Below are 23,655 nucleotides of genomic sequence, written 5' to 3' on the forward strand. Positions count from 1 at the left end.
CTAAAGTGACGCCAAAATATTGTGGGCTTGATCCAAACTCTCTTGTTCGCGCGCACGTTCAATCGGTCTGTCGAGACCCACTGCACTCATCATCCGTTCTAGGGGAATAGGCACGGATGATCCGTTTGGGTTTTCCCATTCTGGTACATTATTTGGATCATGTGTCCAATCAGCCAAGTCAAAACGGTCCATGTCCCCAAACTGGTTCCACACAGTTTCCAGAATTCCCAGTTCGTGGGTGGATAGTTCGTCAAGGTCATCGGCAGTCATATTTGCATCGCATAGACCAACGCGATGGTTTGACCGATCACTCAACACAGATGACCATTCGCCATTGTCACGGTATGAACCATTCACCCAGCCAAGTGTTACACTGTTCACCGGACCGTACGGCATAGATACCCGCGCTTCTTGTTGGATCGGAAAGCCCCGAGCACGCACACTTTCACGATCGGCAAGATACACCAACTTAATCACCTTCAAAACGTTGATGGCGTGACCTTCCTTCATTGCGAAAAACGCAATGGTCTGTGCCGCTTTGCGTGGGTTGTATGGCATTTTTCGTTGCATCCTCTCCGCGACTAGTATGTGCACTGTGTCTACTTTCGACAATATTACTTCACAAAATGTGAACAAACTGTGGTTTGTGCGCACGTTGAAGAGGCCCTCCCCAAAAACAAACAACATCTTGTGTCACTCTTGATGCAACCACCGAAGCCTCGCAAAGCGACAAGTCTTCTAAAGCAGATAGCGGCGTCTGATAAAGCGGTGTGAAGACATTGTCCACCGATTGGCCATTGTTACGCCAATGCGGACCTTAACGCGCGGAAATAGACCCCAGCTTCGCCCCGCATACCCGACATTCACACAAATACTGACCGTTTAAGCCATCACGACAAGCGTCCCACCTTTTTTATATGCCCAAACGGCGCCCCCCTCCAAACCCAAACTTGCACTCCCCCCGCATTTGCGGGCTACATAGACACCAGCAAATTCCCCACGCAAAGACCTATCATGTCCCAGCCTCTCACCATCCGCCCACTCACCCCGGAAGACCGCGCTCAGTGGGAGCCGCTCTGGCGCGGCTATCTCACCTTTTACGAGACCGAGCTGCCGCAAGAGATTTATGACACCACCTTCGCCCGTCTCACCGACCCGGCCCATAGCGAGCGGGCCGCTCTGGTGGCCGAGAAAGACGGCGCGCTCATTGGCCTCGTGCATTACATCTTCCACGCCCATAACTGGCACATTGAGGATGTCTGCTATCTGCAGGACCTCTTTGTCTCGGACGCGGCCCGAGGCACCGGCGCAGGTCGCGCTCTGATTGAGGGCGTCTATAAGGTGGCCGACGACAACGATACGCCCACGGTCTATTGGACCACGCAAGAAGACAACACGACCGCGCGCCAGCTTTACGACCGGATCGGCAAGCTCACGCCCTTCATCAAATACACACGCTGAGCCAAGCGGCTCTTTTCAGCATTCGAACACGGGGGCGAGACGACCTTGCCCGTGCCTGTCGGCCTACGTGAACTTCGCGCGCCTAAATAATGAGCCGTGCAACATAAGCATTTAAAACGAATTAGAAAATCAGAAACGCGGGGCTGTGCAGCGAAGCAATAGCGCAGGCATCACCACAGCTTATGGTTGTTTCCTTGTGCGCTCGCCATAATATCGCCATAGTCGAAGCGATAAATTTAATCACCGGGCCAGTGTTAAAGAGGCACCATGACGCCATCCCACATGTGTAATCGGACCACCCCCACAGGTCCGATGCTCCGCCTCTCACGGCCCGGGGCCTTCCTTAGTCGCACCTTTGGAATGTTTGCTGGCGCCGCGCTTTTGAGCGGCTGTATGGCCACGTCTGATCAGATGCCCGGCACCTCCCGCGCCGCACCGGCAGGCTACGACTTGCCGCCGATGAAAGTGTTCGACCACACCTCGGCCCAACGCGTTCAACGCTCCAACGCCTCCATCGCGCGTGATTTCCTTGATCTGAGCTTTGCTCTTGAAACCGGCGCGCAGTTGAACAGTTTCTCCCGGTTCGAAGGGCCGATCACCTTGCGTGTCACCGGGGACCACATCCCCGGCTCGCTTGACTATGATCTCTCCCATCTTCTGGATCGTTTCCGTGCAGAGGCCGGAATTTCGATCCGCCGCGTCCCCGCCAGCCAACCGGCCTCGATCACCATCGAGACCCTGACACAGGCGGAACTGTCGCGCCGCGCGCCGAACACCGCCTGCATCGTTGTGCCCAATGTGTCGAGCTGGCAGGAATTCCGCCAGACGCGGCGCACCGAACTGAGCTGGACCCTGGTGGAAAAACGTGAGCGCCTCGCGATCTTCATCCCGCAAAACGTCGCGCCACAGGAAATCCGCGATTGTCTGCACGAAGAGCTGGCGCAATCGCTTGGCCCGCTCAACGATCTCTATCGTCTGCCGGACTCGGTCTATAACGACGACAATATCCATTCCGTCCTGACCCCGTTCGACATGCTGATCCTGCGCGCCACCTATGCGCCCGAATTGCACTCCGGCATGAGCCGCGCACAGGTCGCCGCCGCCCTTCCCGGCATTTTACGGCGCATCAATCCGGCGGGGGCGAACCTTTCCAGCCAGCCCGTGCGCCCGACGCCACCAGAATGGAAAGCCGCCATCCTGACCGCGATGGACAACGGCCCCATCGCCGTTCGTCGCCACGCCGCCCAAACCGCCGTCACCATCGCAGAGAGGGAAGGTTGGGACGGCACCCGCGCCGGGTTCTCTTGGTTCCTTCTGGGGCGGCTCGCCATTTCAAACGACCGGGCACAGGCGCAATTGGCGCTCGATGAGGCCTATCGCATCTACTCCTCTCACCCGGAAACGCGCTTCCACGCCGCTCATGTCGCGATGCAACGCGCCGCGCTCGCTCTCTCTGAACATCGCTATGCCGCCGCCTACCAAATCTCCGCCGGCGCAATCGAAGCCGCGCGGGACTCGGAGAATGCCGCCCTGCTCGCCTCGCTCATGCTGACCGAGTCCGAAGCCCTCGCCAAGATCGGCCGGACCACCGACGCCAGCGCCGTCCGCCTCGACAGCCTCGGCTGGGCGCGCTATGGATTTGGCTCAGACGACATCGTTCGCGCTCGTGCCGCCGAGATCGCCGCCCTCGCGCGATAGAGCCGCAGCTTAGCCCGACCGCGTCAGACGAGGGAGGACATAGAATGATCGGGATAATTCTCACCCTGATGGGTGGGCTTTGGGGCTGGCGTGTGGCCTATAAACGTGGCGGCAACCGCGCCGATAAGCTGCAATACACCGTGGTCTACGCGTTGATCTTCTGCGTGGTCGGTCTGTTCCTCGGCATTCTCATCGACCGGATGGTTTAAGCCATGTTCCTGCGCTTCTTCGAGGATTTGCGATCCGCAGGCGTGCCCGTCTCCCTGCGCGAATTTCTCGCCTTTTTGGAAGCGATGGACGCGGGGCTCGCCCTTTATGACATCGAAGAATTCTACTTCCTTGCCCGCGCAATCATGGTCAAGGACGAGCGTCACCTCGACCGTTTCGACCGCGCGTTTTCAAAGTCTTTTCAGGGGCTTGAAAACATCTCCTCCGACGACATCCTTGAAGCGCTCGCCCTGCCGGAAGACTGGCTGCGCAAGGAAATGGAAAAGCATCTCAGCCCCGAGGAAATGGCCGAGATCGAGGCGCTTGGCGGCTTCGACAAGCTGATGGAGACACTCAAACAGCGTCTCGAAGAACAAAAAGGCCGCCATCAGGGCGGCAACAAATGGATCGGCACCGGCGGTACATCGCCTTTCGGCGCCTATGGCTACAACCCCGAAGGCCTGCGCGTCGGGCAGGATAAATCACGTCACCGCCGCGCCGTAAAAGTCTGGGACAAAAGGGAATTCAAGAATCTCGACGACACGGTCGAGATCGGCACACGCAACATCAAGCTGGCCATGAAACGCCTGCGCAAATGGGCGCGGTCCGGCGCGCATGACGAGCTGGACCTCGACGGCACAATCCGTGCCACCGCAGAGCATGGCTATCTCGACGTCCAGACCCGCCCCGAGAGGCGCAACGCCGTCAAAGTCCTGATGTTCTTCGATGTCGGCGGCTCGATGGACGATCATATCAAGGCCGTCGAGGAACTCTTCTCCGCCGCCCGATCCGAGTTCAAGCATCTCGAATATTACTACTTCCACAACTGCCTCTATGAGGGCGTCTGGCGCGACAATATCCGGCGCTGGGGCGAGAAAATCCCGACCCGCGACGTGATGAACACCTATGGCAAGGACTATAAGGTGATCTTCGTCGGCGATGCCTCCATGAGCCCCTATGAGATCGCGATCCCCGGTGGTGCCAATGAACATTGGAACGAGGAAGCCGGGGCCACGTGGCTCGCGCGGGCGCGCGAGGTCTGGCCCGAACATCTCTGGCTCAATCCGGTGCCGGAGGCGCATTGGAGCTACACGCAATCCATCGCCATGATCCGTGAGATTTTTGAAGACCGCATGGTCCCCATGACACTTGAGGGGCTTGAGCGCGGCATGAAACTTCTGGGCCGCTAATTTGCCCACTAATTTCCCCTGTAAATCTCCCGCCCGCGACTTGGCTCACTCACGCCCGCGCCCCATATTAATCTTATGTTGAAATTCACACCTCTCCTGCTCGCCCTGCTCTGGGGCCTCGCGATGTACCGTTTCTCCGCCTGGCGCACCACGCGGGAGCTGGAGGCGCGCTCCACCGAGCTGGCCGATCCGGCCCTGCGCCGGGTGTTCGATCAATTGGCGCGGGCGCTCGATCTGCCCCGCGTGCGGGTGTTTCTCTATGAGGTCGATCCCGTGAACGGCCTCGCCGCGCCCGATGGCAAGGTCTACATCACCCGCGGCTTTTACGAGAAATTCCGCGCGGGCCAGATCACGGATGAGGAAATGGCCTCTGTGATCGCGCATGAACTGGGCCATGTGGCTTTGGGACATTCGAAACGCCGGATGATCGACTTTTCCGGCCAGAATGCCCTGCGCACCGCGCTGGCCATGGTGCTCTCGCGCATCCTGCCAGGGATCGGCGCCTATATTGCCGGGTGGCTGACCAACATGCTGGCCGCCAAGCTTTCGCGCTCGGATGAATATGAGGCCGACGCCTATGCCACCGCGCTTTTGATGAAGGCCGGGATCGGCACAGGCCCGCAGAAATCGCTGTTTGAAAAACTACCGCATCTCACCGGCGCGCATGGCGCCTCGATGCCCGCGTGGCTTCTGAGCCATCCGAAGACCGAAGAACGGATCAAAGCCATCGAGACCAATGAGGCGAAGTGGTCCTAAGCGTCCAGCGCGCCTTCTCTGAGGGGGGCTTTCGCCTTGCTGACCGCTCCTCCATCTCGGACTGCCCCAGCCCCACCTGTGCACCTTATTTCCACGCGTTAAGGTTAATTAGATTAACCTTAACGGAATGGCGAACCGGATCGGGACTTCGCACAGCGTGCCCGACGGAAAGCCGACAAAAGTCCGACACAATGCCGACAGTCAAAATTCGGGAATTGCGCGCCGCGCCGGGCGCTCAGCCGAGCGCTTTTCCAAGCCGCGGAAGCCGCGCCTTTTTCATCAGACGGCGCACATCCCACGGCTCGCCGGAGAGCCGTTCGGCCTCTTCACGCACCGCCTCGACGGCGGCGGCCACCTCGTCCGGATGATCCGACCAAAGCCGCCAGAGAAACCCATCCGGATCCCAGCGTTCAAGCCCTTCCTCGGAAAGAACATGGCGCGGAAAATCCTGCGCGTTCATCGTGACAATCGCCTCGGCTCCGCCCGCAATCGCCGCCGCAAGAACGTGAATATCATTCTCGTCCTTTAGATAAAGACGCGCCTCTAAGCCTTTGTGTTCTTTTACTTCCGCCTTTGGAAAAGCCGCCCGCGTCAGCGCCACTTCGCCGCGTGCTTGCGCCTCACCGGTCGGGCCGATCTTGCGCGCTGCGCGGGCCCATTCTTCAAGGATACGCGCCGACCACAGGGGCGTATAAAGCCCGCGTTTGGCGACGCCCAAAAGCACCTCCCGCATCACCGTCGGGTAGAGCACACAGGCGTCGAGAAGCACTTTCATAGCAGCCCCTTACGGCATCAAACGGTAGAACAGCGCCTTGAGATACCCGCTTTCCGCAAGCTGCGGCATCAGCGGGTGATCGGCCCCGGCAAACCCGGTGTGGATCAACTGAGCCGACCGTGCAGCCCGCCCGATCCCACGGTTACACGCCGTCCGGAATTTCTCCAGATCCGCCGCATGCGAACAGGAGCACAACCCCAAATACCCGCCGTCGCGCACCAAGGGCGCGGCCATGCGCGCCACCCGTTCATAGGCCCGGAGACCTTTCTCAAGCGCTGGTTTCGAGGGCGCGAACGCGGGCGGATCACAGATCACCACGTCGAAGGTTTCGCCCTCCTCCGCAAGCTGCGCCATCACATCAAAAGCATCACCTTTGCGCGTTGAAAAGACAGAGGTTTTCTCCATCGCATCCGCGCCCTTTTCCGCCAATTCCAAAGCGGCGGCAGAGCTGTCCACAGACATCGCAGACGCAGCGCCTCCGGCCAGTGACGCCAGCGCGAAGCCTCCGACATGGGAGAACACATCAAGCACTTTCTTGCCCGCGACAAGACGCTGGGCAAAGGCATGGTTGGGGCGCTGATCGTAGAACAGGCCGGTCTTCTGCCCGCCCATCAAGTCGGCCATATAGGTCGCGCCGTTCATCGGCACCGGGATCAGGCCGGACACCGCGCCGGAGAGAATTTCGGTTTTCTCGTCAAGCCCTTCCAGCCCGCGCGCCCGCCCCGTGCCGTTCATCACAACGGTGGTCACGCCCGTGACTTTGCGCAGCGCCGCGCTCAAAGGCTCGATCAGAACATCCGCCCAAGCGGCATTGGGCTGCACCACACAGGTGTCGCCGAACCGGTCGATCACCACGCCCGGAAGCCCATCGGCCTCGGCATGGACCAGACGGTAGAAAGGTTGATCAAAAAGCTGCGCGCGATGCGCCAGTGCCATTTCGAACCGCGCCGCAAACCACGCCTCATCGATCACCGCCGCCTCATCGCGATCGAGAACACGGCCAAAGATACGAGAGTTCGGATTGACCGCCACCAGCGCGAGGAAATTGCGATCCGCATCTTCAAGCCGCGCGATCCCGCCCGGCGCCAAAGATTTGGTGCGCCGGGCGGTGACAAGTTCGTTGTCATAGACCCACGGCGCGCCGTGACGGATGGCACGGGCGTTGGCCTTGGGCTTAAGGCGGATTGTGGGAAGCGATGCGGGCATGGAAAAAGAGGGCTCTGTCATAAGAGCCCTCTTATCTGTGTTTTATCCGTCAAGGAAGAGGGATCACGCCGGGATCGGCTTCAGCAATTCTGCAAAGATCACGCTGGAAAGGTGTTGATCAATCCGCATCTTCTGGGTGATCCCCGCCAAATCGGCCGCGACAGCGTCTTTCCCGCCGAGCGCATCGAAGGTCGCATCAACCATGTGCGACGGCACGATGACCTCACCGGTGTTGGCGTCGCGCACGGTCATCATGAATTCGATTTCGTGTTTCGAGGGCAGCTTGGAATAGCGCACGTGTTGCGTCTGGGCATGGAAGCGGACCAGTTGAACATCGAGAATGACATCGCGCGAGCCGTGGAGCCCTTGCGTCCCCGCCGCCAAGCCTTCTTCGAGAACAGCTTTGACCTGTTCGTAGCGATTGCCAAAGGCATCGCCGCGCCAGACGATATCTGCACGCGGTTTAATGGTGTTTTCCTCCGAAACCGTCAGGGTTTCAGGGACAACAACATTGATCTTCGCAACCCGAAAATCCGGGGCGTTCATAGTCGTTTCCGCCGCGTCCTGTTTCAGAAAAGGCAGTTCAAAAGGCGTTGCGCGCGATGCTGTCTCAGTGGTGCAAGCGCTTGTCGCAGTTGCAAGAATAAGGGCAGCAGCAATTTTAAATGTAGTTCTCATTACGACCTCTTAGCCCCCCAGTTTGGATGGAAGCTAAGATGTATTTCAAATGAGGCTAAAATTGGAAAATCCCGGAGCAATTCCGGGATTTTTCAAGGTCAAAATCGTGCGAGGCAGCGAGGATTTGTTCCCCCTTGTGCTGTCCTCGTGCTGTCCTTGTGCTGCGGCGTGTTCAGGCCATTTCAGCAGCGCGCGTGCCGTGAAGGCGAGCGCGCACCCATTTGCCAAGGGAGAGCACCATCATGCGCATCATGTAAGCACGCTGGGCACGCGCTTCTTCTTCGATTTCAAGATGAGAAAAATATTCGACGGACTGATTAGCCATTAGGATCACCTATTCAAGTGTTGGCCACACGGCCTTGCCTGACCTGATAGTGGCGCGATTGCGTTGATCCTCCCGATGCCCTCTATATAGGTCAAATCCCCTGACACAGACGAGTGACAATTGCGAAGAGCTGTTATGCACTTGCAGCAACCCCCTTGCGGGTGCAGCATAGGCCCGACTTCTCACGCAACTTAACTTTGTCGCATGGACATTTTCGAAAGGCAGAGATAGGTTAGCGCTAACGCAATCACGCCGCGTCCAAACCTCCGCCGCTTCTGCGGCAGCCAGACCGGACAGAAAGCATTCAGACCAGCTAAAAGGCCCGTCATGTCCCTCAACGCCCAGATCGCCGCAGTCACACAACGCATCATCGACCGTTCCCGTCCGACCCGCGAATCTTATCTCGCTCGGATCGGAGAGGCGGCGGAACAGGGACCGGCTCGCGCGCATCTTTCTTGCGGCAACCAAGCCCACGCTTATGCCGCAATGGGGGACGATCAAGCCACGCTCGCAGACGGACGCGCGCCGAACATCGGCATTGTGACCGCCTATAACGATATGCTCTCGGCCCACAAACCCTATGAGCACTACCCTGACATCATCCGCGAGGTTGCCCATCAGAACGGCGCCACAGCACAGGTCGCGGGCGGCGTTCCGGCGATGTGCGACGGTGTCACCCAAGGCCAGACCGGCATGGAGCTTTCACTCTTCTCGCGCGACACCATTGCGCTGTCCGCCTCCATCGCCATGTCGCACAACTGCTATGACGCGGCGCTCTATATGGGCATTTGCGATAAAATCGTGCCCGGCCTGATCATGGCCGCCGCCGCCTTCGGCCATGTGCCGACCGTGTTCGTGCCTGCCGGTCCGATGACCACGGGCATCTCGAATGACGAGAAATCCAAAGCCCGCCAGAAATTCGCCACCGGCGAGATCACCCGCCGCGAATTGATGGACAGCGAGATGAAGGCCTATCACGGGCAAGGCACCTGCACCTTCTACGGCACGGCGAACTCGAACCAGATGCTGATGGAGGTCATGGGGCTGCACTTGCCGGGCGCGTCTTTCGTCAATCCGGGCACGGATCTGCGCGATGCGCTCACGCGCGAGGCGGCCAAGCGCGCGCTTCAGATCACCGCTTTCGGCAATGAATATACGCCTGCGGGCGCGATCCTTGATGAGAAAGCCTTTGTGAACGGCATCGTCGGCCTGATGGCGACGGGTGGCTCGACCAATCTGGTGCTCCACCTCCCGGCCATGGCACGGGCGGCGGGGGTGATCCTCGATCTGGAAGACTTCTCCGAGATTTCCGATGTCGTTCCGCTTCTGGCCAAGGTCTACCCCAACGGCCTCGCCGACGTGAACCATTTCCATGCGGCAGGTGGCCTGTCCTACCTGATCGCCGAACTGCTCGACGCCGGATTGCTCCACGAGGATGTCAAAACCGTCGCGGGCTCCGGCCTGTCGCTCTACACCAAGGAGCCGAAACTTCTGGATGGTGTCCTGAGCTTCGTCGAGACCGACCGCGAAAACGCCAATGACAAAATCGTGCGCCCCGCCACCAACCCGTTCCAGAACACTGGCGGCTTGAAGGAGCTGAAAGGCAATCTGGGCCGCGGCGTGATGAAGGTCTCCGCCGTCAAACCGGAACACCATGTGGTCGAGGCGAAAGCACGCATTTTCCACGACCAGCATGACGTGAAGAAAGCGTTCCAAGCCGGGGAATTTACCGAGGACACCGTCGTCGTTGTCCGCTTCCAAGGCCCGCGTGCCAATGGCATGCCGGAACTGCACTCCCTGACCCCGACCCTCGCGGTGCTGCAAGATCGTGGCCTCAAGGTCGCTTTGATCACCGACGGGCGCATGTCCGGGGCTTCGGGCAAGGTCCCGGCCTGCATCCACGTCTCCCCCGAAGCCGTCACCGGTGGGCCGATTGCCAAGCTCAAGGATGGCGATCTTGTGCGGGTCGACGCCACCACCGGCACGCTCGAAGTCTTGGAGGACGGCTTTGACGCGCGTGAAACCGTGACGATTGACCTGTCCGCCAACAAGGTTGGCATGGGTCGCGAACTCTTTGAAACCTTCCGCCAAAACGCAGGCCCCGCCACCTCCGGCGCCTGTTCCCTGTTCTGAACCCGAAAGGACGCCCGATGACACCCCAAGACGCCAGCAAGAAATGTGCCGAGGTTTGTGGCCTCGCCCCCGTCGTCCCCGTACTCGTGCTTAAAGATGTCGCCCATGCCCGCCCTCTGGCCGAAGCGCTCGTCGCGGGCGGATTGCCCGCGCTGGAAGTTACGCTGCGCACCCCTGTGGCGCTCGATGTGATCCGCGAGATGGCCAAGGTTGAAGGCGGCGTGGTCGGCGCAGGAACGCTTTTGACCCCAGAAGACGTGATCGCCGCCAAAGAAGCGGGCGCAACCTTCGGCGTATCTCCGGGCGCGACCGACCGGTTGCTCGACGCTTGCGAAGCGCATGATCTGCCGCTGTTGGCGGGCACATCGACCGCCTCAGACGTGATGAAACTTCTGGAACGCGGTTATACAGTCGCGAAATTCTTCCCGGCCGAGGCCAATGGTGGCGCACCCGCGCTTAAGGCCATCGGTGCCCCGCTGCCGCAGATGAAGTTCTGCCCGACCGGCGGCGTCTCGCTCAAGAATGCCACCGATTACCTGTCGCTTTCGAACACGCTCTGCGTCGGCGGCAGCTGGGTCGCCCCGGCAGCGCTTGTGGAGAAAGGCGACTGGAAAGCGATTGAAGATCTCGCACGCGAAGCGGCGGCCCTGCCCCGCTAATTGCTCAGGCGCAACGCGCCTAACTTAGAACGCCGCTCTGTTTCAAACAGCGCGGCGTTTGTCTTTGTCTCACTGAATGAGGTTACCCGCGCCGCGCGCGTGAGCCGCCGCGACGCCCACCCGGCCCGCTCAACCTTCCGAGCCCTTCGGTCAGCACGACCGTCATCGGGTGAGACGGCCCGCCCAGTGGGGCATAAAGCGCCAAGAGCCGACGGATCGCGATATTCGGCGAAAGATCGGGATCAATCTTGATCGCCCAATCGAGGAAGATCGAGCGCGCTTCCGGCAGGCCGAGATTTTCAATCCGATAGGATTCACGGATGAGCCCGCCCGGATCAAGCGCAGGGTCCACCTCCGGCAAGTTCATAGATGATAGGTCTTTCCGGGCCATGCGAGCGCCTCCTGTGCCGGACTTACGCGCCGGGAGCCGGGCGCGCAAGCACCGCTGTAATTGCCCGCGCCGATGCGGCAGAGCGTGATTTCAACTCTTCGGACAAAGCCTCCATGCTCACCGCCCCGTTCGAGCGCAGCAAAAAGCCGCGCCCGCCCGCGCCCACAGCCTCCGGGTCAAGCGCGCCTCCCGTGAGCAAGCGCGCCGCCGATTGCAGCCGCCACATCAGCCGGTAGGTCTCGACCAAAAGCGCATATTCATCGCCGGTCAGAAAGTCCGCCGCGCGCCCTGCCGCGAGCTGGGTATAGACATCCTGCTCCACGCTGCCACAGAGCAAGGCTGAGGTCTCCGCCAAAAGCTCGATGTCCATCATCCGCCCCGGTCCGTTTTTCGGATCCCAATCGCTGCCCGGCTTGGCCTCCGCCAAGCGCGCGCGCATTTCACAGGTTTCCTTGCGAACACGCACCTCATCCTTCGGCCCGGACAGCAAGTCATCGCGGAACTCTTCGACCGCGCGCATCAAGTCTGCATCTCCGGCAAGCGCCCGCCCACGGGTAAGCGCGAGATGCTCCCAGACCCAAGCCTCTTCACGCTGATAGCTCATGAAGCTTTCCAGCGAGGTCGCCACCGGCCCCTGTTTGCCCGAGGGCCTAAGGCGCATATCGACCTCATAAAGACGCCCCTCGGCGGTCTGCGCCGTCATGGCGGTTATCAGCGCTTGGGTGAGACGCGCGTAATAAGTTCGCGCGGCCAGCGGTTTGCGTCCCTCCGACATTTCCACCCCAGCGGCATCGTAGATCACGATCATGTCGAGGTCAGACGCCGCCGTCAGACGCCCTGCGCCCAAAGATCCCATACCCAGAACCATCGCCCCGCGCCCCGGCTGCGGGCCGTGTTTGCGCGAGAATTCGGCCAGAACTTGCGGATAGAGTGCGGCGACGCAGGCGGCGGCGATATCGCAATATTGCGATCCGGCCTCGTCGGCGGTGATGAGATCGCGAAGCTGATGCACCCCGACCCGGAAATGCCATTCCTTGGCCCAGCGACGGCAGGCATCGAGTTGGCGCTCGTAATCTCCGGCCTCTTCGAGATGGGTGAGCAACGCCTTGGTCAACCCGTCGCGCCCCGGCCAAGCCGCAAAGAAACTGCCCCCGATCACCGCATCAAGCACCTGCGCATTGCGCGAGAGATACTGCGCCAGATGCGGCGCGGTGGACACGATATCGAGGATCAGGTCGATCAATTGCGGATTGGCTTCGAACAGCGCGAAAAGCTGTACCCCCGCCGGAAGCCCCCGGAGGAACCCGTCCAGATGGCTGAGCGCCTCTTCGGGTTTGTCCAAGGTCTGAATGCGGCGCAGAAGCTCGGGTTTCAACCGCTCGAAAATCTCCTGCGCGCGGGCGGTGCGCAGGCAGGGATAGGTCGACCAACGCGCGGTGACCTCTTTCTGCTCCGGCGGCAGCTCAGGCGTGGGGGCCGCCTCGCCGGGGGCGAAAAAGTCCTCCGTGAGCGCATTTACCCGTTCGCAGCGTTCCGTGATCTCAGCGCGCATCGCCTCGACCGAAGTGCCCATGAGAGCGGCGAGCCGGTCGAACTCTTCCGGCGCAGTTGGCAAGCTATGGGTCTGTTGATCGCGCAGCATTTGCAGCCGGTGTTCCACTTCGCGGTGGGACACGTAATCTTCGCTCAACTGATCTGCCACGCCCTGCTCGATCCAACCTTTCGCGGCCAGTGCCGCCAATGCGGGAACTGTGCCGCGCGGGCGCAGATCGGTATCACGACCGCCCGCGATCAATTGCCGGGTCTGGGCGAAGAACTCAATCTCGCGGATACCTCCGAAACCGAGCTTCATATTGTGGCCTTCCAGCTTCAACGCTCCGCCCAAGCCCTTATGCGCCCGGATTTTCAGGCGCATGTCATGGGTCTCGCGGATTGCGTTGAAATCGAGATGCCGACGCCACACGAAAGGCGTCATATGCTGAAGAAACAGCGCACCGGCCTCCGTGTCACCCGCGCAGGCGCGCGCTTTGATATAGGCGGCTCGCTCCCACGTCCGCCCCACGCTTTCGTAATAGCGCTCCGCCGCATCCATCGCGAAACAGACCGGCGTCACCGAAGGGTCGGGCCGCAGACGCAAATCGGTCCGAAAGACATAGCCCTCGGAGGTCAGGTCCGACAGGCTGGCCATGGCTTTGCGCGTGGCGCGGATGAAGCCCGAACGGGCCTCCATGCGGTCGATGCCCTCAAAGCGGCTTTCGTCGAACAGGCAAATCAGGTCAATATCCGAAGAGTAATTCAACTCCCCGGCCCCGTGTTTCCCCATGGCGAGCGCGAACATCCCGCCACAGCTTTCGATATCCTCTTCTCCCTGTCCGGGGATTTTGCCCTTGCGGATTTCCCGCGCGACATGGGCGCGGATCGCCACATGGGTGGCCCGGTCAGCCAAAAGCGACAAAGCGCCTGTCACCTCTGCCAGCGCCCAGACCCCGCCCAGATCGCAAAGCGCCGCCAAAAGCGCGATGCGGCGTTTGGCCTGACGCAGGCCGTCATTGATCTGATCAAAAGGCAGTGCTTCGATCCATGCGATTTCCGTCGCAAGCGCCACCTCCGGATTGTCCAGCGCTTCGGGCAGCCAGTCGGCTTCCTTGAGGATCAACTCATGCAAATAGGGCGCAGTCCCGCCTGCCCCAGAGACCACCTCCGCCGTTGCTCCCGTCAGATCGGGCAGCGCGGCGCGCAGTTCCTGTCCGCGCTCCGCTTCAAAGGCATGCGGGCTACGGGTGATCCGGGCTTCAAATGTCATGGCGTTCTCCTCCATCTGCCCTAAAGCATCAGATTTTCAGCACCTTGTGCAAGGGCAATCAGCATGGTTCATAAGGGGCAAAGGAGCGCCCCATGTCGAAAAGTCTCAAACGTGTTGAACAGGCCCTCACCGAGGCCGGTCTGAATATCCATATTCTCGAAATGGACGGATCAACCCGCACGGCTCAAGAGGCCGCCGATCAGGCGAACTGCCACGTGGATCAGATCGCCAAGTCGATCATCTTCAAGGGGGCCGAGAGCGGAGCGATCTGCCTGTTCATCACGGCGGGCGGTGACAAGGTCGATGTTGAGAAAGCCGCTGCGGTCGCCGGTGAACCGTTGGAGCGCGCGGACGGCAAAGAGGTCCGCAAAGTCACGGGCTTTGCCATCGGCGGCGTGTCCCCGGTGGGCCATCTGACCCCGCCGCATGCGTTTTTCGACCCGAAACTGGCGGAATTTGCGACCGTCTGGGCCGCAGCCGGCACCCCGCGCCATATTTTCGAGATTGCCCCGGCAGACCTTTTGCGCGTGTCGGGTGCCAAAGAGGCGGATTTCACCGCCTGATGCACCTCAGTCTCGTTCGGCGAAGCCTTTGAGCAGATCCGGGAAGCCTGCCATATCCGGCATCTCGTTGAACACATGCTCGGCGGGTGTTGAGACCCAAGGCAGGCGTCGGGCCGCCATTGTCTCGATATAGGGACGGCACCACGCCTGTATCTCCGGATCATCTATGTCGAACACTGTCGGGCGGATATTGATCAGCGCCTCAAACCCGGTGATCCGCGTGAACATCCACGTCTTGCAGGACGGACAGAAATAGTGATCGAGCTGGGGTCCCTGCAGACCGCCCTTGACCACATCGCCATCGACCTCAAGCCCCTCGGAGGGGATCATCGCGGTCATGGAAAAGGCTGAAGAACTCATTTTCTTGCAGCCATCGCAATGGCAGGCGGCAGTCATCACCGGCGCGGCGGAGACCTTGAGCGTCACCGCACCGCAGCGGCATGTTCCTGTTTTCGGCATGGTGTCCATCGATTTACCTCTCCACTCTGAACTGATCGGGCCATTGACGCCGGATCGTTGTCTTTTGGCAAGACGCTCCCCTCAATGGAACAAAAGTAAAACGCCAACATACTGTTATAAAACAGCAATCAAAAATAATGTAAAAAACATTCACATCGAGACTTGCACACGAGATCACAGCTCCCCATCTTTGCAATGTGAAAGACATTCACATTCACATCAACGCTTATCGAAAGAAAGATGACATGACCCAAGTCGCCTCCACTTACACCCCTGCAGAGACCGCCACGAGCTGGTTCCGCCGGGCAGAGGCCTGGCTCGACGACAAAGGCAAAGGTGCCTGGATCGCGACCATGGTCCTCGGTTTCATCTTCATCTGGCCTGTCGGCCTCGCCCTTCTCGCTTATATGATCTGGAGTAAACGCATGTTCGCCTGCAAATCCCGTCACAACTCGTCCTTTGGCCGCGGCTGCGGCCCCCGCAGCGCCCGTCATCAAGCCCGTCACGAACGCTTCCGCACGATGCAGTCGGCGATGCGCCCCTCGGGCAACACCGCCTTCGATGCCTATAAGGAAGAAACCCTGAAACGGCTCGAAGAAGAGCAGGACCAATTCGAAAGCTTCCTCGAACGCCTCCGCGCCGCCAAGGATAAGGCCGAATTCGACCAGTTCATGGACGACCGCGCCCGCCGCGCCGCCGAAGAACGCGCAACCGGCGACAGCGCCGACGACGAAGACAAGAAAGAAGAAGCCTGACCTCTTCCACACTTCTTCCCCGGCAAGTCCTCACGGGCTTGCCACTCCTTTCCTCCCATCTGACAACGCAGCGGGCTTGCGTCCCCCGTCTGGAGCTACGACAATGCCAAGTATGAGTGCACATCAAGATCAACACTGGGGCCTTCCCGACCCTGACCGCCAGCCCGCGTTCTATGACGCCGTTCCGACCAAACGGGTGCTGGCCTTTGTCGTGGACCTGATCGTCGGCGTCGTGATCGCCGCGCTGATCGTGCCCTTTACCGCCTTCACCGGGATCTTCTTTTTCCCCTTCCTCGTTGCCGTGGTGTCCTATGCCTACCGCGTGATCACCATCGCGAACGGCTCTGCGACATGGGGCATGCGCCTGATGGGGATCGAATTTCGCACCTCGAAAGGCGAAAGGTTCGATCTTGGCATGGCCTTCCTGCACACGACGCTTTTCACCGTCTGGTGCTCCATGGGTCTGCCGCAGGTGATTTCCGTCATCCTGATGCTGACCACGGCGCGCAAACAGGGCCTCTCGGATGTGATCCTCGGTTCTGCTGCGATCAACCGCCCCTCGATGTACTGACACCACCTTTCACATCCCCGATAAGAAACAAAAAAGGGCGCCAAACGGCGCTCTTTGTCATGGAATCGAAGAATTCCGCGCCAAGCCCTTGCGAAATGAGGTGGAGTTGCTACCTTTCCCTAAGCCGTTTACGCGCCCTTTGGACATTCCTCGTAAGCTGACCCCATGCGTCACACACTCCCCCTTGCGCCACAGTTCTACGTGACTGCCCCCCAACCCTGCCCCTATCTTGAGGGCCGGATGGAGCGCAAACTGTTCACGTCCCTGCAAGGGGATCATGCCGATCAACTCAACGACAGCCTCTCGAAACAAGGGTTCCGCCGCTCTCAGAACGTGCTGTATCGCCCGACCTGCGCCGAGTGCAGCGCCTGCTTGTCAGCCCGCATCCGTGTCGCCGATTTCAAACCCTCAAAATCGCAACGCCGGACAATCAACAAGAACAAATATCTCAAACGCGCCGCCAGCAGCCCTTGGGCCACCGAAGCGCAATATGAGCTGTTCCGCGAATATCTGGAGACGCGCCACGCCGATGGCGGCATGGCCGACATGGATGTTTTCGAATTTGCCGCGATGATCGAGGAAACCCCGATCCGGACCCGCGTCATCGAATATTACATCCCCGGAGAGAACGGCGCACCGCGTGAATTGGCGGCCACCTGTCTCACCGATCTTTTGGATGACGGGCTGTCGATGGTCTATTCATTCTACAAGCCCGACCTGATCAAGGACAGCCTTGGCACCTATGTGATCCTCGACCATATCGAGATCGCGCGCGAAGCCGGGCTGCCCTATGTCTACCTCGGCTATTGGGTGCCGGGCTCCCCGAAAATGGGCTACAAAGCGCGCTTCTCTGCGCTCGAAGTCTATCAGGGCGGCCAATGGCTCGAATTGAACGATCCGGAGGACTTCTCCCCCGACACCCACCCGCTGGAAGCGGAGCCGATTGCGCAACAGGTGGCGAAGATTGATTTGCCGGACATGCAGGCGCCGAAACCGGGCAAGCCGGAGTTTTGAGGTTCGGCGCTCGGTAGGCCGAGAGCTTATCCTGTGCAAGATGTGCGGGTCAGGTAGCTAACGTCTTGTCACATGAAACGAGGTAAGGGGGCCGCATGTCCGCTTTGAGGCCGGTGTGTCCGACATCATCCCCAAATCGCAGGTAAGACCATGTCCCGAGTTAGCGGTGCGAGTTCGATCCGGCCTTCTGAACCGGCATGCACCCAGACAACTTCTTCAATCTCTGCTTTAGCTTCAACAGCATCGTTGAGTTCAATGCGAAACATCTCTGCGGTAACAATGCTGCCTGGCTCGTTGGCAGCGGGAGCAGAAAATTCACCAAGGTAATCAGCTTCTTCTGGTATAATATTTAACCCGAGTTCCTCATAAAGTTCACGACAGAGCGCAACCAAAGGTGTTTCATCGCCGTCGATCTTCCCGCCGGGCTGCATAAAAGCGGAAGTTCCGCGTTTACGAACGAGCAAAATGGCTCCGTCACTTCTAAGGACTGCTGCCGCGGCTACACGGATTTCCATGAGGTTCTCCTCGATCCTATTATTCGCCGTCGTGATATCCGAAGATTTGATTTGATCCAATGTCTCAAAAGTCCGCATACCCGACCTTCGCAGAATACGAGCTCCGCACGATGTTAAGGCGTATCCGGTGCCCTAATCACATCGGGCGCATAGACAAATGAGACCTGCCTGCGCAAAGGGTTAGATTTTGCACAGGCCTCACCTCAATGGACCGACACCGTCCCCATCATCGCGCGCGGGTCGGTGCGGAGCGTGGCGTCGATCAGAAGCCCCAACTGCTCGGCCAGAGACACCGCGAGCGGGGCGACATCGGCACGGACCAGAAGCATCGCCATCAGGCAGGCGTCTTCACGCTGGCCCCGCGCGGCATGGCGGACGAATTGCGCCAGAACCGCCTCATCCGCACCGAGGCAATCACAGCTCATGCCGTGAGACACCAGAGGGCGGCGGGCATGGCGTTGGAACACCAACATCATCTGATCGAAAATCTTGCCCATATCGCTGTTGCTGCGCAGGCGCGATGTGCCGCGAAACAGGGTGACGACCACCCGCCCCTGTTCATTGAGCTGCGAAAGCTTCCCCACAGGCTGCGCGCCGTCACGGACCTCTTCAGACATTTGGTCGATTGCTCGGGAAGACTGGAAAGACATGTGGTCGGGCTCCTCAGCTGGGCTGCACTAAATACCTTAGTATTTCTATAAGTCTTTTAGGCCAAAGCAAGTCCTTTTCTCAACAAAAGAAAAAGCCCCGCCGAAATGGGCGGGGCTTTGCTTGTCTTATGTGCACCGAAGTTATTTCGACAAAAGGTTCGGCACGATGGTCACGATCTCCGGGAAGGTCCAGAGAATGCCGAGGCCAATAACCTGAATGAGCACGAAGGGAATGATGCCCCTGTAGATGTGCCCCGTCGTCACCGAGGCGGGTGCCACGCCGCGCAGGTAGAAGAGCGCGAATCCGAAGGGCGGTGTCAGGAACGAGGTTTGCAGGTTCACGGCGATCATGATCGTCACCCATTTCGGATCCATCGTCCCGCCGTAGATCACCGGCCCCACGATCGGAACCACGATGTAGATGATCTCAAGGAAGTCGAGCACGAAACCCAAGATGAAGAGCACCAGCATCACCAGAAGGAAGACCGTGAACTCGTTGTCGAACGAGCGGAGGAAGCTCTGGATGTAATGTTCGCCACCGAAGGAGATCACCACGAGGTTCAGAAGCTGCGAGCCGATCAGGATGGTGAAGACCATCGAGGTCACTTTCGCCGTTTCCCGAACCACGATGCCCAAGGTCCCGTCGGAGAACAGCACCCAGCAGGCATAGAGGATGCCGAACATCGCGTAGTAGTAAGCGCCAAGCGACACGAGATAGGCCACCCAGTCTTCGAACGGCACATCGCCACGTCCAAGACGGAGGTCGAAGTTGGTCCCGATCAGGATCATCACGATGATGGCGAAGGCCGCACCAAGGATGATCTTGCCGGACTTTTTATGGTCCGCGAGCTTGCGATAAGCGGCGAGCAGCAAAGCGCCCCCTGCCCCGAGACCTGCGGCCGGGGTCGGGTTGGTCACACCACCAAGGATCGAGCCAAGAACGGCAACGATCAGCACCAGCGGCGGGAAGACAACGCGGAACAGTTCGTTCTTCGCGAGATGGCTGGCGGCGTCTTTGAGACCATAGGCCAAGGCGAGGAACGGGATCAGATAGATCACAAACGCCGTACCCGGTGTTGCGAGCGGTCCGACGAACAGCGCATCGAGCACCAGAACGCCAACGACCCCGGCAGCCCCGATCAAAAGCGGTGCTGGGTTCGCCAGCGGAGCAACACCGCGCCCGAAGGCAAGTGTGATCCCCAGCATGACCATGATGGTCAGCAGGCCCGAGCTGAGCTTCGGCGCATTGGCAATCGCTTCAACCGTCAGCGCTTCGATCTGCTCCGGGGTGCGCTGCACAGATTTCTGCGCCCCACCCGAATCTTCAATCGCAGCTTGTTCAGAAACAGCTTTGTCCCATGCGGCCTGACCATGCAGTTCGATCATCGAGGCTTCACATTGCGCCGACACATTCGTGCGCAAGGAGGCAGTCGCCCCGGCATCGGTGAACTCAGCGACGTGAATGTCCTGCGAGCCGGAGAACCCGAACTGGCCGGAGAACACAGCCCCGCCGATCAGAAGCACAGGCACAGCCACCATCCACAAAAGGCCATCACGACGGGTCATGGTCTCGTGGCTGGTGTGTTCAAGGTGCACCGGCGGCGCCTTGTGCGGGTTGAACATGGCAAAGCCGAAAGCATAGAGCGCATAGAGACCGGCGAGGAAGACGCCCGGCAGCATCGCCGCCTGGAACAGCGTCCCCACGGAGACCACGGCGGGTTCGCCAAGATAGGTCAAAGCGTCGGTACAGCCAGCAGCCTGAGCGCGCGCTTCCTGCGCGGCGGAATAGATGTCGCCCGCGAGCGTGCCGAGCAGCACGATGACGATGGAGGGCGGAATGATCTGGCCAAGCGTGCCGGAGGCCGCGATCACGCCGGTGGCGAGCTGCGGCGAATAGCCGTGGCGGAGCATGGTTGGCAGGGACAGAAGACCCATAGTCACCACGGTCGCGCCAACGATACCGGTGGAGGCCGCGAGGAACGCGCCCACGATCACAACGGACACCGCCAGACCGCCCGGCAGCGGCCCGAAGACGCGCGCCATTGTGGTCAGCAGATCGTTGGCGATCTTGGAGCGTTCCAACACGATGCCCATCATCACGAACATCAGAACCGCCAGAAGCGTCTCGATGGAGGCGCCCGCAAAGACGCGTTCGTTCATCCGGTTGACGATGAAGGACAGGTTGCGATCGACCGCTTGTTCCCAACCACCGGGGAACAGCGCCTCGGAATAGACCGGCAAGTCAGGATATCTGAAATGCGAGATATTGGCGGGATTGATGCCCGAGTTTACAAGATCACGGTAGGCCTGCGAGCCGGTGTCGATGGCCTCATGAACGAGGATCCCCGCGCTGTCCAAGGCGGCAATGATCCCAAAGGACATGAGCCCCGCGCCACCGATGGCAAAGGCCACGGGGAAGCCCGTGAGAATGCCGCCGAAGAGGCAAAGGAATACGATGATGAGGCCGATTTCTACGCCATCAAGTCCGAAAAGCATGTGTCTGATCCTTCGCCCGAATTAATGCGTGCCTTCAAAGGCTTCTTCGCCTTCGCCGAGCGTGTCTTTGTCGAGATATTTCCCTGCGCTTTCTTCGCCCTCGATGAATTCGAGATAGGAGCGATAGAAGAAGGCGAGCGCTTGCATGATGACCAGCGACAGGAAGCACAGCATCAGGATTTTGAACAGGAAGTATCCGTTGAACCCATTGGCGGAGAAGGAGATCGTTTCAACATTCCACTTCACGATCCGCGCCTTCATCAACATGCGGTCCAGCGCGTCAGAGGCAGAGACCTTTGGCGTGATGAGGTGACGCCAGAGGAAGAACCAGGCGTACATCCATGTCAGCAAAGCCACAGGCAGCATAAAGAACAGAGCCCCGAACATGTCGATCAGCCGCTTCGTGCGGTGTTTCACGCCCGCATAGACCAAATCGACACGCACATGAGCACCCTGCACGAACGCATAGGAAACGCAGAGCGCCACAACCATGGCGTTTTCGAACTTCAGACTCTCGGAGAACCACCCGACCGACTGGGTAAATCCTCCCCCCAGCGGCGACAGGGTGATCGTCCCCTGACGAAAGATCGACTGCAGGAAGACGACCATGATCTGTTGCAGCACCATCAGCAAACCGCCCCAAGCCGCAACACGCCCCGCCGTATTGGCGATCTTTTCCAAGCCGCGCACCAGTCCCCAGAGGAAAGGACGATAGACAAAGCCGATGATCGTCACCACGATCACGACATCGAAAAACACGAACAGCAGCTCTTTCGAACCACCGTAATAAACAAAGCGCAAAAGGCTTTCTTTGTTCGACCAGTCGAGCCAGAGGCTCGGATGGCTGATCGCGTAGATGATATGCCAGAAGCCGAGCCCGAGGTTCACGACAAGGCTCACAAGCCCGTCGAATACGGTCCCGAGAAACGATGCGTCGCTCTGTTCTTCCATCTCATTGTCCCCTTCCCGGAAGGCGCGGCGCGCAGTCCGTTCCCAGTGATTTGATCTTATTTGTTATCGATATCGGGCCGCTTTACGCTTCTGAGCCGGCATGAGCAACGCCCGGAGCCAAAAAATGCGCGCGAAAACCGCGCGCATTTCCCGTTTTTTGTAACGCTTCCGCGGCTTACTCGGCGTTCGCAGCCAGAACGCGGTCACGCTGCGGGGTGTAATTGCCGTCGGAACGCCCGATCCAGGCCGAGGTCGCCGCCATGGACGCTTCGTAATGGGTGCGGATCTCAGCAAAGATCTCATCGCCCATGTAACCGTCGAGCACTTCTTTCGCGGCAGTCCCGAACGCAGTCCAGATATCGTCGGAGAATTCCTTGAGCTGGGTGCCGCCTTGAATCAGACGCTGGAGCGCCGGACCGTTGTTGGAGACGAAGAGCGCGTAGTTGTGCTGATGGCACTCGTTGGAGGCAATCTCGATGGCTTTCTGATGCATCGGCGACAGACCTTCGAACACTTCGAGGTTCGTGGTCACGCAGAGCGCTGCGCCCGGTTCGTGGAAGCCTGCCGGATAGTAGAAGTCACAGACTTCCTGAAGGCCGAGCTTTTCATCGGACCACGGACCGATCCATTCGGTGCCGTCGAGCGCGCCGGACGACAGCGCTTGATAAATCTCACCGCCCGGAAGCACCTGCACGGAAGCACCGAGTTTCGACACGGTTTCCCCGCCGAGGCCCGGCATGCGGAATTTGAGGCCCTGGAAATCGGAAGGCGATTTGATTTCCTTCCGGAACCAGCCGCCGCCCTGACCGCCGGTCTGGCCTGCGATAAAGCCCTTGAGGCCAAAGATCTCGCCCAGCTTGTGGTGCAGTTCCATGCCGCCCATGGAATAGTACCACACCATCATCTCCGGCGCGGTCATACCGAAGGGCACGGTGGTGAAATAGGCAAGTGCCGGATGCTGTCCGGTGAAGTAGTATTCGCAGCCATGGTACATGTCGGCCTGACCCGCAGTCACGGCGTCGAAAACCTCAAGCCCGCCAACGAGTTCGCCCGCAGCTTTCGCGTCGATGGTCAGTTGGCCATCGGTCAAAGCATCGACATTGGCGGCGAAACGCTCAACAGAGTCCCAGACGCCCGCCAGACCACGCGGCCAGGTCGTTACCATCGTCAGTGTGCGCTTACCCTGAGCGTACATCGGAGCCGCCAGCGTAGAAGCAGCAGCGGCAGATGCGCCCCCAAGAGCAGAGGTTTTCAAAAAAGAACGGCGATCCATAGAGTGAGTCCTCCCAAGATTGTCTATGGCTATGGCAGTCTACCCGGCCCCTTCCCTGCACATGTTTCCTCCCGAAGAAAGGATAATGGCATCCTCTCGCATACGGACATGGCAGATCCTTTCGGA

24 protein-coding genes are annotated in these 23,655 nt (G+C 59.6%); 11 read left to right on the top strand and 13 right to left on the bottom strand.

The window, feature by feature from the left end; all coding sequences use genetic code 11:
* Entirely contained in the window at positions 1–570 is a 570-nt protein-coding gene (locus ACYBHZ_RS16890) for a Panacea domain-containing protein (protein ID WP_460275471.1), read from the bottom strand.
* Positions 571–1,014: 444 nt separating this feature from the next.
* On the opposite strand from ACYBHZ_RS16890, the gene ACYBHZ_RS16895 reads away from it, so the two are divergent.
* From ACYBHZ_RS16895 to ACYBHZ_RS16915, 5 genes are all read left to right on the top strand, one after another.
* The gene (locus ACYBHZ_RS16895) at positions 1,015–1,461 is read left to right on the top strand and encodes a GNAT family N-acetyltransferase (protein WP_460275472.1); all 447 of its coding nucleotides are present in this window, start codon (positions 1,015–1,017) and stop codon (positions 1,459–1,461) included.
* Between the two features lie 393 nt (positions 1,462–1,854).
* Positions 1,855–3,159: a DUF2927 domain-containing protein gene (locus ACYBHZ_RS16900; RefSeq protein ID WP_460275473.1), complete on the top strand. Its 1,305-nt coding sequence runs from the start codon at positions 1,855–1,857 to the stop codon at positions 3,157–3,159.
* Between the two features lie 44 nt (positions 3,160–3,203).
* A complete protein-coding gene (locus tag ACYBHZ_RS16905; protein ID WP_460275474.1) occupies positions 3,204–3,368 on the top strand; it encodes an apolipoprotein acyltransferase in 165 nt (54 codons plus the stop codon).
* A 3-nt stretch (positions 3,369–3,371) separates the two neighbouring features.
* Complete coding sequence (locus ACYBHZ_RS16910) at positions 3,372–4,556, top strand: vWA domain-containing protein (protein WP_460275475.1); 1,185 nt, start codon at positions 3,372–3,374, stop codon at positions 4,554–4,556.
* A gap of 75 nt (positions 4,557–4,631) precedes the next feature.
* A complete protein-coding gene (locus ACYBHZ_RS16915; RefSeq protein WP_460275476.1) occupies positions 4,632–5,312 on the top strand; it encodes a M48 family metallopeptidase in 681 nt (226 codons plus the stop codon).
* A 235-nt stretch (positions 5,313–5,547) separates the two neighbouring features.
* On the opposite strand, the gene ACYBHZ_RS16920 is transcribed toward ACYBHZ_RS16915, so the two are convergent.
* From ACYBHZ_RS16920 to ACYBHZ_RS16935, 4 genes are all read right to left on the bottom strand, one after another.
* The gene (locus ACYBHZ_RS16920; protein ID WP_460275477.1) at positions 5,548–6,087 is read right to left on the bottom strand and encodes an RSP_2648 family PIN domain-containing protein; all 540 of its coding nucleotides are present in this window, start codon (positions 6,085–6,087) and stop codon (positions 5,548–5,550) included.
* Between the two features lie 9 nt (positions 6,088–6,096).
* Positions 6,097–7,314 (bottom strand): RSP_2647 family RNA methyltransferase, encoded by a 1,218-nt coding sequence (locus ACYBHZ_RS16925; RefSeq protein ID WP_460275478.1) that lies wholly within the window; start codon positions 7,312–7,314, stop codon positions 6,097–6,099.
* 42 nt (positions 7,315–7,356) lie between these two features.
* Positions 7,357–7,839 carry a DUF6778 family protein gene (locus tag ACYBHZ_RS16930; RefSeq protein ID WP_460275479.1) on the bottom strand — a complete coding sequence of 161 codons (483 nt, stop codon included), beginning with the start codon at positions 7,837–7,839 and terminating at the stop codon, positions 7,357–7,359.
* 304 nt (positions 7,840–8,143) lie between these two features.
* Positions 8,144–8,296, bottom strand: coding sequence for an RSP_7527 family protein (locus tag ACYBHZ_RS16935; protein ID WP_460275480.1), 153 nt, complete (start codon positions 8,294–8,296; stop codon positions 8,144–8,146).
* Between the two features lie 327 nt (positions 8,297–8,623).
* Between ACYBHZ_RS16935 and edd the strand changes: the two genes are divergently transcribed.
* Positions 8,624–10,429, top strand: a complete 1,806-nt coding sequence (edd, locus tag ACYBHZ_RS16940; RefSeq protein ID WP_460275481.1) for a phosphogluconate dehydratase — start codon at positions 8,624–8,626, stop codon at positions 10,427–10,429.
* A gap of 17 nt (positions 10,430–10,446) precedes the next feature.
* Positions 10,447–11,088, top strand: coding sequence for a bifunctional 4-hydroxy-2-oxoglutarate aldolase/2-dehydro-3-deoxy-phosphogluconate aldolase (gene eda, locus ACYBHZ_RS16945; protein WP_460275482.1), 642 nt, complete (start codon positions 10,447–10,449; stop codon positions 11,086–11,088).
* 82 nt (positions 11,089–11,170) lie between these two features.
* On the opposite strand, the gene ACYBHZ_RS16950 is transcribed toward eda, so the two are convergent.
* A complete protein-coding gene (locus ACYBHZ_RS16950; RefSeq protein ID WP_460275483.1) occupies positions 11,171–11,479 on the bottom strand; it encodes a hypothetical protein in 309 nt (102 codons plus the stop codon).
* Between the two features lie 22 nt (positions 11,480–11,501).
* On the bottom strand, positions 11,502–14,282 hold the full coding sequence (locus ACYBHZ_RS16955) for a [protein-PII] uridylyltransferase family protein (protein ID WP_460275484.1): 2,781 nt from the start codon (positions 14,280–14,282) through the stop codon (positions 11,502–11,504).
* A gap of 92 nt (positions 14,283–14,374) precedes the next feature.
* Between ACYBHZ_RS16955 and ACYBHZ_RS16960 the strand changes: the two genes are divergently transcribed.
* Entirely contained in the window at positions 14,375–14,845 is a 471-nt protein-coding gene (locus ACYBHZ_RS16960) for a YbaK/EbsC family protein (RefSeq protein ID WP_460275485.1), read from the top strand.
* 6 nt (positions 14,846–14,851) lie between these two features.
* Here the strand turns inward: ACYBHZ_RS16960 and ACYBHZ_RS16965 are convergent, their stop codons facing one another.
* Positions 14,852–15,313, bottom strand: coding sequence for a GFA family protein (locus tag ACYBHZ_RS16965; RefSeq protein ID WP_460275486.1), 462 nt, complete (start codon positions 15,311–15,313; stop codon positions 14,852–14,854).
* Positions 15,314–15,549: 236 nt separating this feature from the next.
* Between ACYBHZ_RS16965 and ACYBHZ_RS16970 the strand changes: the two genes are divergently transcribed.
* The 3 genes from ACYBHZ_RS16970 (at position 15,550) to ACYBHZ_RS16980 (ending at position 17,644) form a co-directional block, all read left to right on the top strand.
* Positions 15,550–16,059, top strand: coding sequence for a DUF2852 domain-containing protein (locus tag ACYBHZ_RS16970; RefSeq protein ID WP_460275487.1), 510 nt, complete (start codon positions 15,550–15,552; stop codon positions 16,057–16,059).
* Between the two features lie 112 nt (positions 16,060–16,171).
* The gene (locus ACYBHZ_RS16975; RefSeq protein WP_460275488.1) at positions 16,172–16,630 is read left to right on the top strand and encodes an RDD family protein; all 459 of its coding nucleotides are present in this window, start codon (positions 16,172–16,174) and stop codon (positions 16,628–16,630) included.
* Positions 16,631–16,795: 165 nt separating this feature from the next.
* On the top strand, positions 16,796–17,644 hold the full coding sequence (locus ACYBHZ_RS16980) for an arginyltransferase (protein ID WP_460275489.1): 849 nt from the start codon (positions 16,796–16,798) through the stop codon (positions 17,642–17,644).
* A gap of 125 nt (positions 17,645–17,769) precedes the next feature.
* Here the strand turns inward: ACYBHZ_RS16980 and ACYBHZ_RS16985 are convergent, their stop codons facing one another.
* The 5 genes from ACYBHZ_RS16985 to ACYBHZ_RS17005 form a co-directional block, all read right to left on the bottom strand.
* A complete protein-coding gene (locus tag ACYBHZ_RS16985) occupies positions 17,770–18,159 on the bottom strand; it encodes an NUDIX hydrolase (protein ID WP_460275490.1) in 390 nt (129 codons plus the stop codon).
* A gap of 203 nt (positions 18,160–18,362) precedes the next feature.
* On the bottom strand, positions 18,363–18,809 hold the full coding sequence (locus tag ACYBHZ_RS16990; protein WP_460275491.1) for a hypothetical protein: 447 nt from the start codon (positions 18,807–18,809) through the stop codon (positions 18,363–18,365).
* 141 nt (positions 18,810–18,950) lie between these two features.
* Positions 18,951–21,305, bottom strand: coding sequence for a TRAP transporter large permease (locus ACYBHZ_RS16995; protein WP_460275492.1), 2,355 nt, complete (start codon positions 21,303–21,305; stop codon positions 18,951–18,953).
* A 21-nt stretch (positions 21,306–21,326) separates the two neighbouring features.
* A complete protein-coding gene (locus ACYBHZ_RS17000; RefSeq protein WP_460275493.1) occupies positions 21,327–22,256 on the bottom strand; it encodes a TRAP transporter small permease subunit in 930 nt (309 codons plus the stop codon).
* 175 nt (positions 22,257–22,431) lie between these two features.
* The gene (locus ACYBHZ_RS17005) at positions 22,432–23,529 is read right to left on the bottom strand and encodes a TRAP transporter substrate-binding protein (protein ID WP_460275494.1); all 1,098 of its coding nucleotides are present in this window, start codon (positions 23,527–23,529) and stop codon (positions 22,432–22,434) included.
* Positions 23,530–23,655 lie beyond the last annotated feature (126 nt).

The organism is Celeribacter sp. ULVN23_4 (assembly GCF_054788345.1).

Excerpts from the sequence above, each read along its gene's own strand:
- ACYBHZ_RS16980 (WP_460275489.1), top strand. The coding sequence starts at position 16,796 with ATGCGTCACACACTCCCCCTTGCGCCACAGTTCTACGTGACTGCCCCC.
- ACYBHZ_RS17000 (WP_460275493.1), bottom strand. The coding sequence starts at position 22,256 with ATGGAAGAACAGAGCGACGCATCGTTTCTCGGGACCGTATTCGACGGG.
- ACYBHZ_RS16995 (WP_460275492.1), bottom strand. The coding sequence starts at position 21,305 with ATGCTTTTCGGACTTGATGGCGTAGAAATCGGCCTCATCATCGTATTC.
- ACYBHZ_RS16895 (WP_460275472.1), top strand. The coding sequence starts at position 1,015 with ATGTCCCAGCCTCTCACCATCCGCCCACTCACCCCGGAAGACCGCGCT.
- ACYBHZ_RS16965 (WP_460275486.1), bottom strand. The coding sequence starts at position 15,313 with ATGGACACCATGCCGAAAACAGGAACATGCCGCTGCGGTGCGGTGACG.
- ACYBHZ_RS16915 (WP_460275476.1), top strand. The coding sequence starts at position 4,632 with ATGTTGAAATTCACACCTCTCCTGCTCGCCCTGCTCTGGGGCCTCGCG.
- ACYBHZ_RS16930 (WP_460275479.1), bottom strand. The coding sequence starts at position 7,839 with ATGAACGCCCCGGATTTTCGGGTTGCGAAGATCAATGTTGTTGTCCCT.
- ACYBHZ_RS16960 (WP_460275485.1), top strand. The coding sequence starts at position 14,375 with ATGTCGAAAAGTCTCAAACGTGTTGAACAGGCCCTCACCGAGGCCGGT.
- ACYBHZ_RS16990 (WP_460275491.1), bottom strand. The coding sequence starts at position 18,809 with ATGTCTTTCCAGTCTTCCCGAGCAATCGACCAAATGTCTGAAGAGGTC.
- ACYBHZ_RS16985 (WP_460275490.1), bottom strand. The coding sequence starts at position 18,159 with ATGGAAATCCGTGTAGCCGCGGCAGCAGTCCTTAGAAGTGACGGAGCC.
- eda (WP_460275482.1), top strand. The coding sequence starts at position 10,447 with ATGACACCCCAAGACGCCAGCAAGAAATGTGCCGAGGTTTGTGGCCTC.
- ACYBHZ_RS16910 (WP_460275475.1), top strand. The coding sequence starts at position 3,372 with ATGTTCCTGCGCTTCTTCGAGGATTTGCGATCCGCAGGCGTGCCCGTC.
- ACYBHZ_RS16920 (WP_460275477.1), bottom strand. The coding sequence starts at position 6,087 with ATGAAAGTGCTTCTCGACGCCTGTGTGCTCTACCCGACGGTGATGCGG.
- ACYBHZ_RS16890 (WP_460275471.1), bottom strand. The coding sequence starts at position 570 with ATGCAACGAAAAATGCCATACAACCCACGCAAAGCGGCACAGACCATT.
- ACYBHZ_RS16935 (WP_460275480.1), bottom strand. The coding sequence starts at position 8,296 with ATGGCTAATCAGTCCGTCGAATATTTTTCTCATCTTGAAATCGAAGAA.
- ACYBHZ_RS16975 (WP_460275488.1), top strand. The coding sequence starts at position 16,172 with ATGAGTGCACATCAAGATCAACACTGGGGCCTTCCCGACCCTGACCGC.
- ACYBHZ_RS16900 (WP_460275473.1), top strand. The coding sequence starts at position 1,855 with ATGGCCACGTCTGATCAGATGCCCGGCACCTCCCGCGCCGCACCGGCA.
- edd (WP_460275481.1), top strand. The coding sequence starts at position 8,624 with ATGTCCCTCAACGCCCAGATCGCCGCAGTCACACAACGCATCATCGAC.
- ACYBHZ_RS16950 (WP_460275483.1), bottom strand. The coding sequence starts at position 11,479 with ATGGCCCGGAAAGACCTATCATCTATGAACTTGCCGGAGGTGGACCCT.
- ACYBHZ_RS16970 (WP_460275487.1), top strand. The coding sequence starts at position 15,550 with ATGACCCAAGTCGCCTCCACTTACACCCCTGCAGAGACCGCCACGAGC.
- ACYBHZ_RS16905 (WP_460275474.1), top strand. The coding sequence starts at position 3,204 with ATGATCGGGATAATTCTCACCCTGATGGGTGGGCTTTGGGGCTGGCGT.
- ACYBHZ_RS16955 (WP_460275484.1), bottom strand. The coding sequence starts at position 14,282 with ATGACATTTGAAGCCCGGATCACCCGTAGCCCGCATGCCTTTGAAGCG.
- ACYBHZ_RS16925 (WP_460275478.1), bottom strand. The coding sequence starts at position 7,314 with ATGACAGAGCCCTCTTTTTCCATGCCCGCATCGCTTCCCACAATCCGC.
- ACYBHZ_RS17005 (WP_460275494.1), bottom strand. The coding sequence starts at position 23,529 with ATGGATCGCCGTTCTTTTTTGAAAACCTCTGCTCTTGGGGGCGCATCT.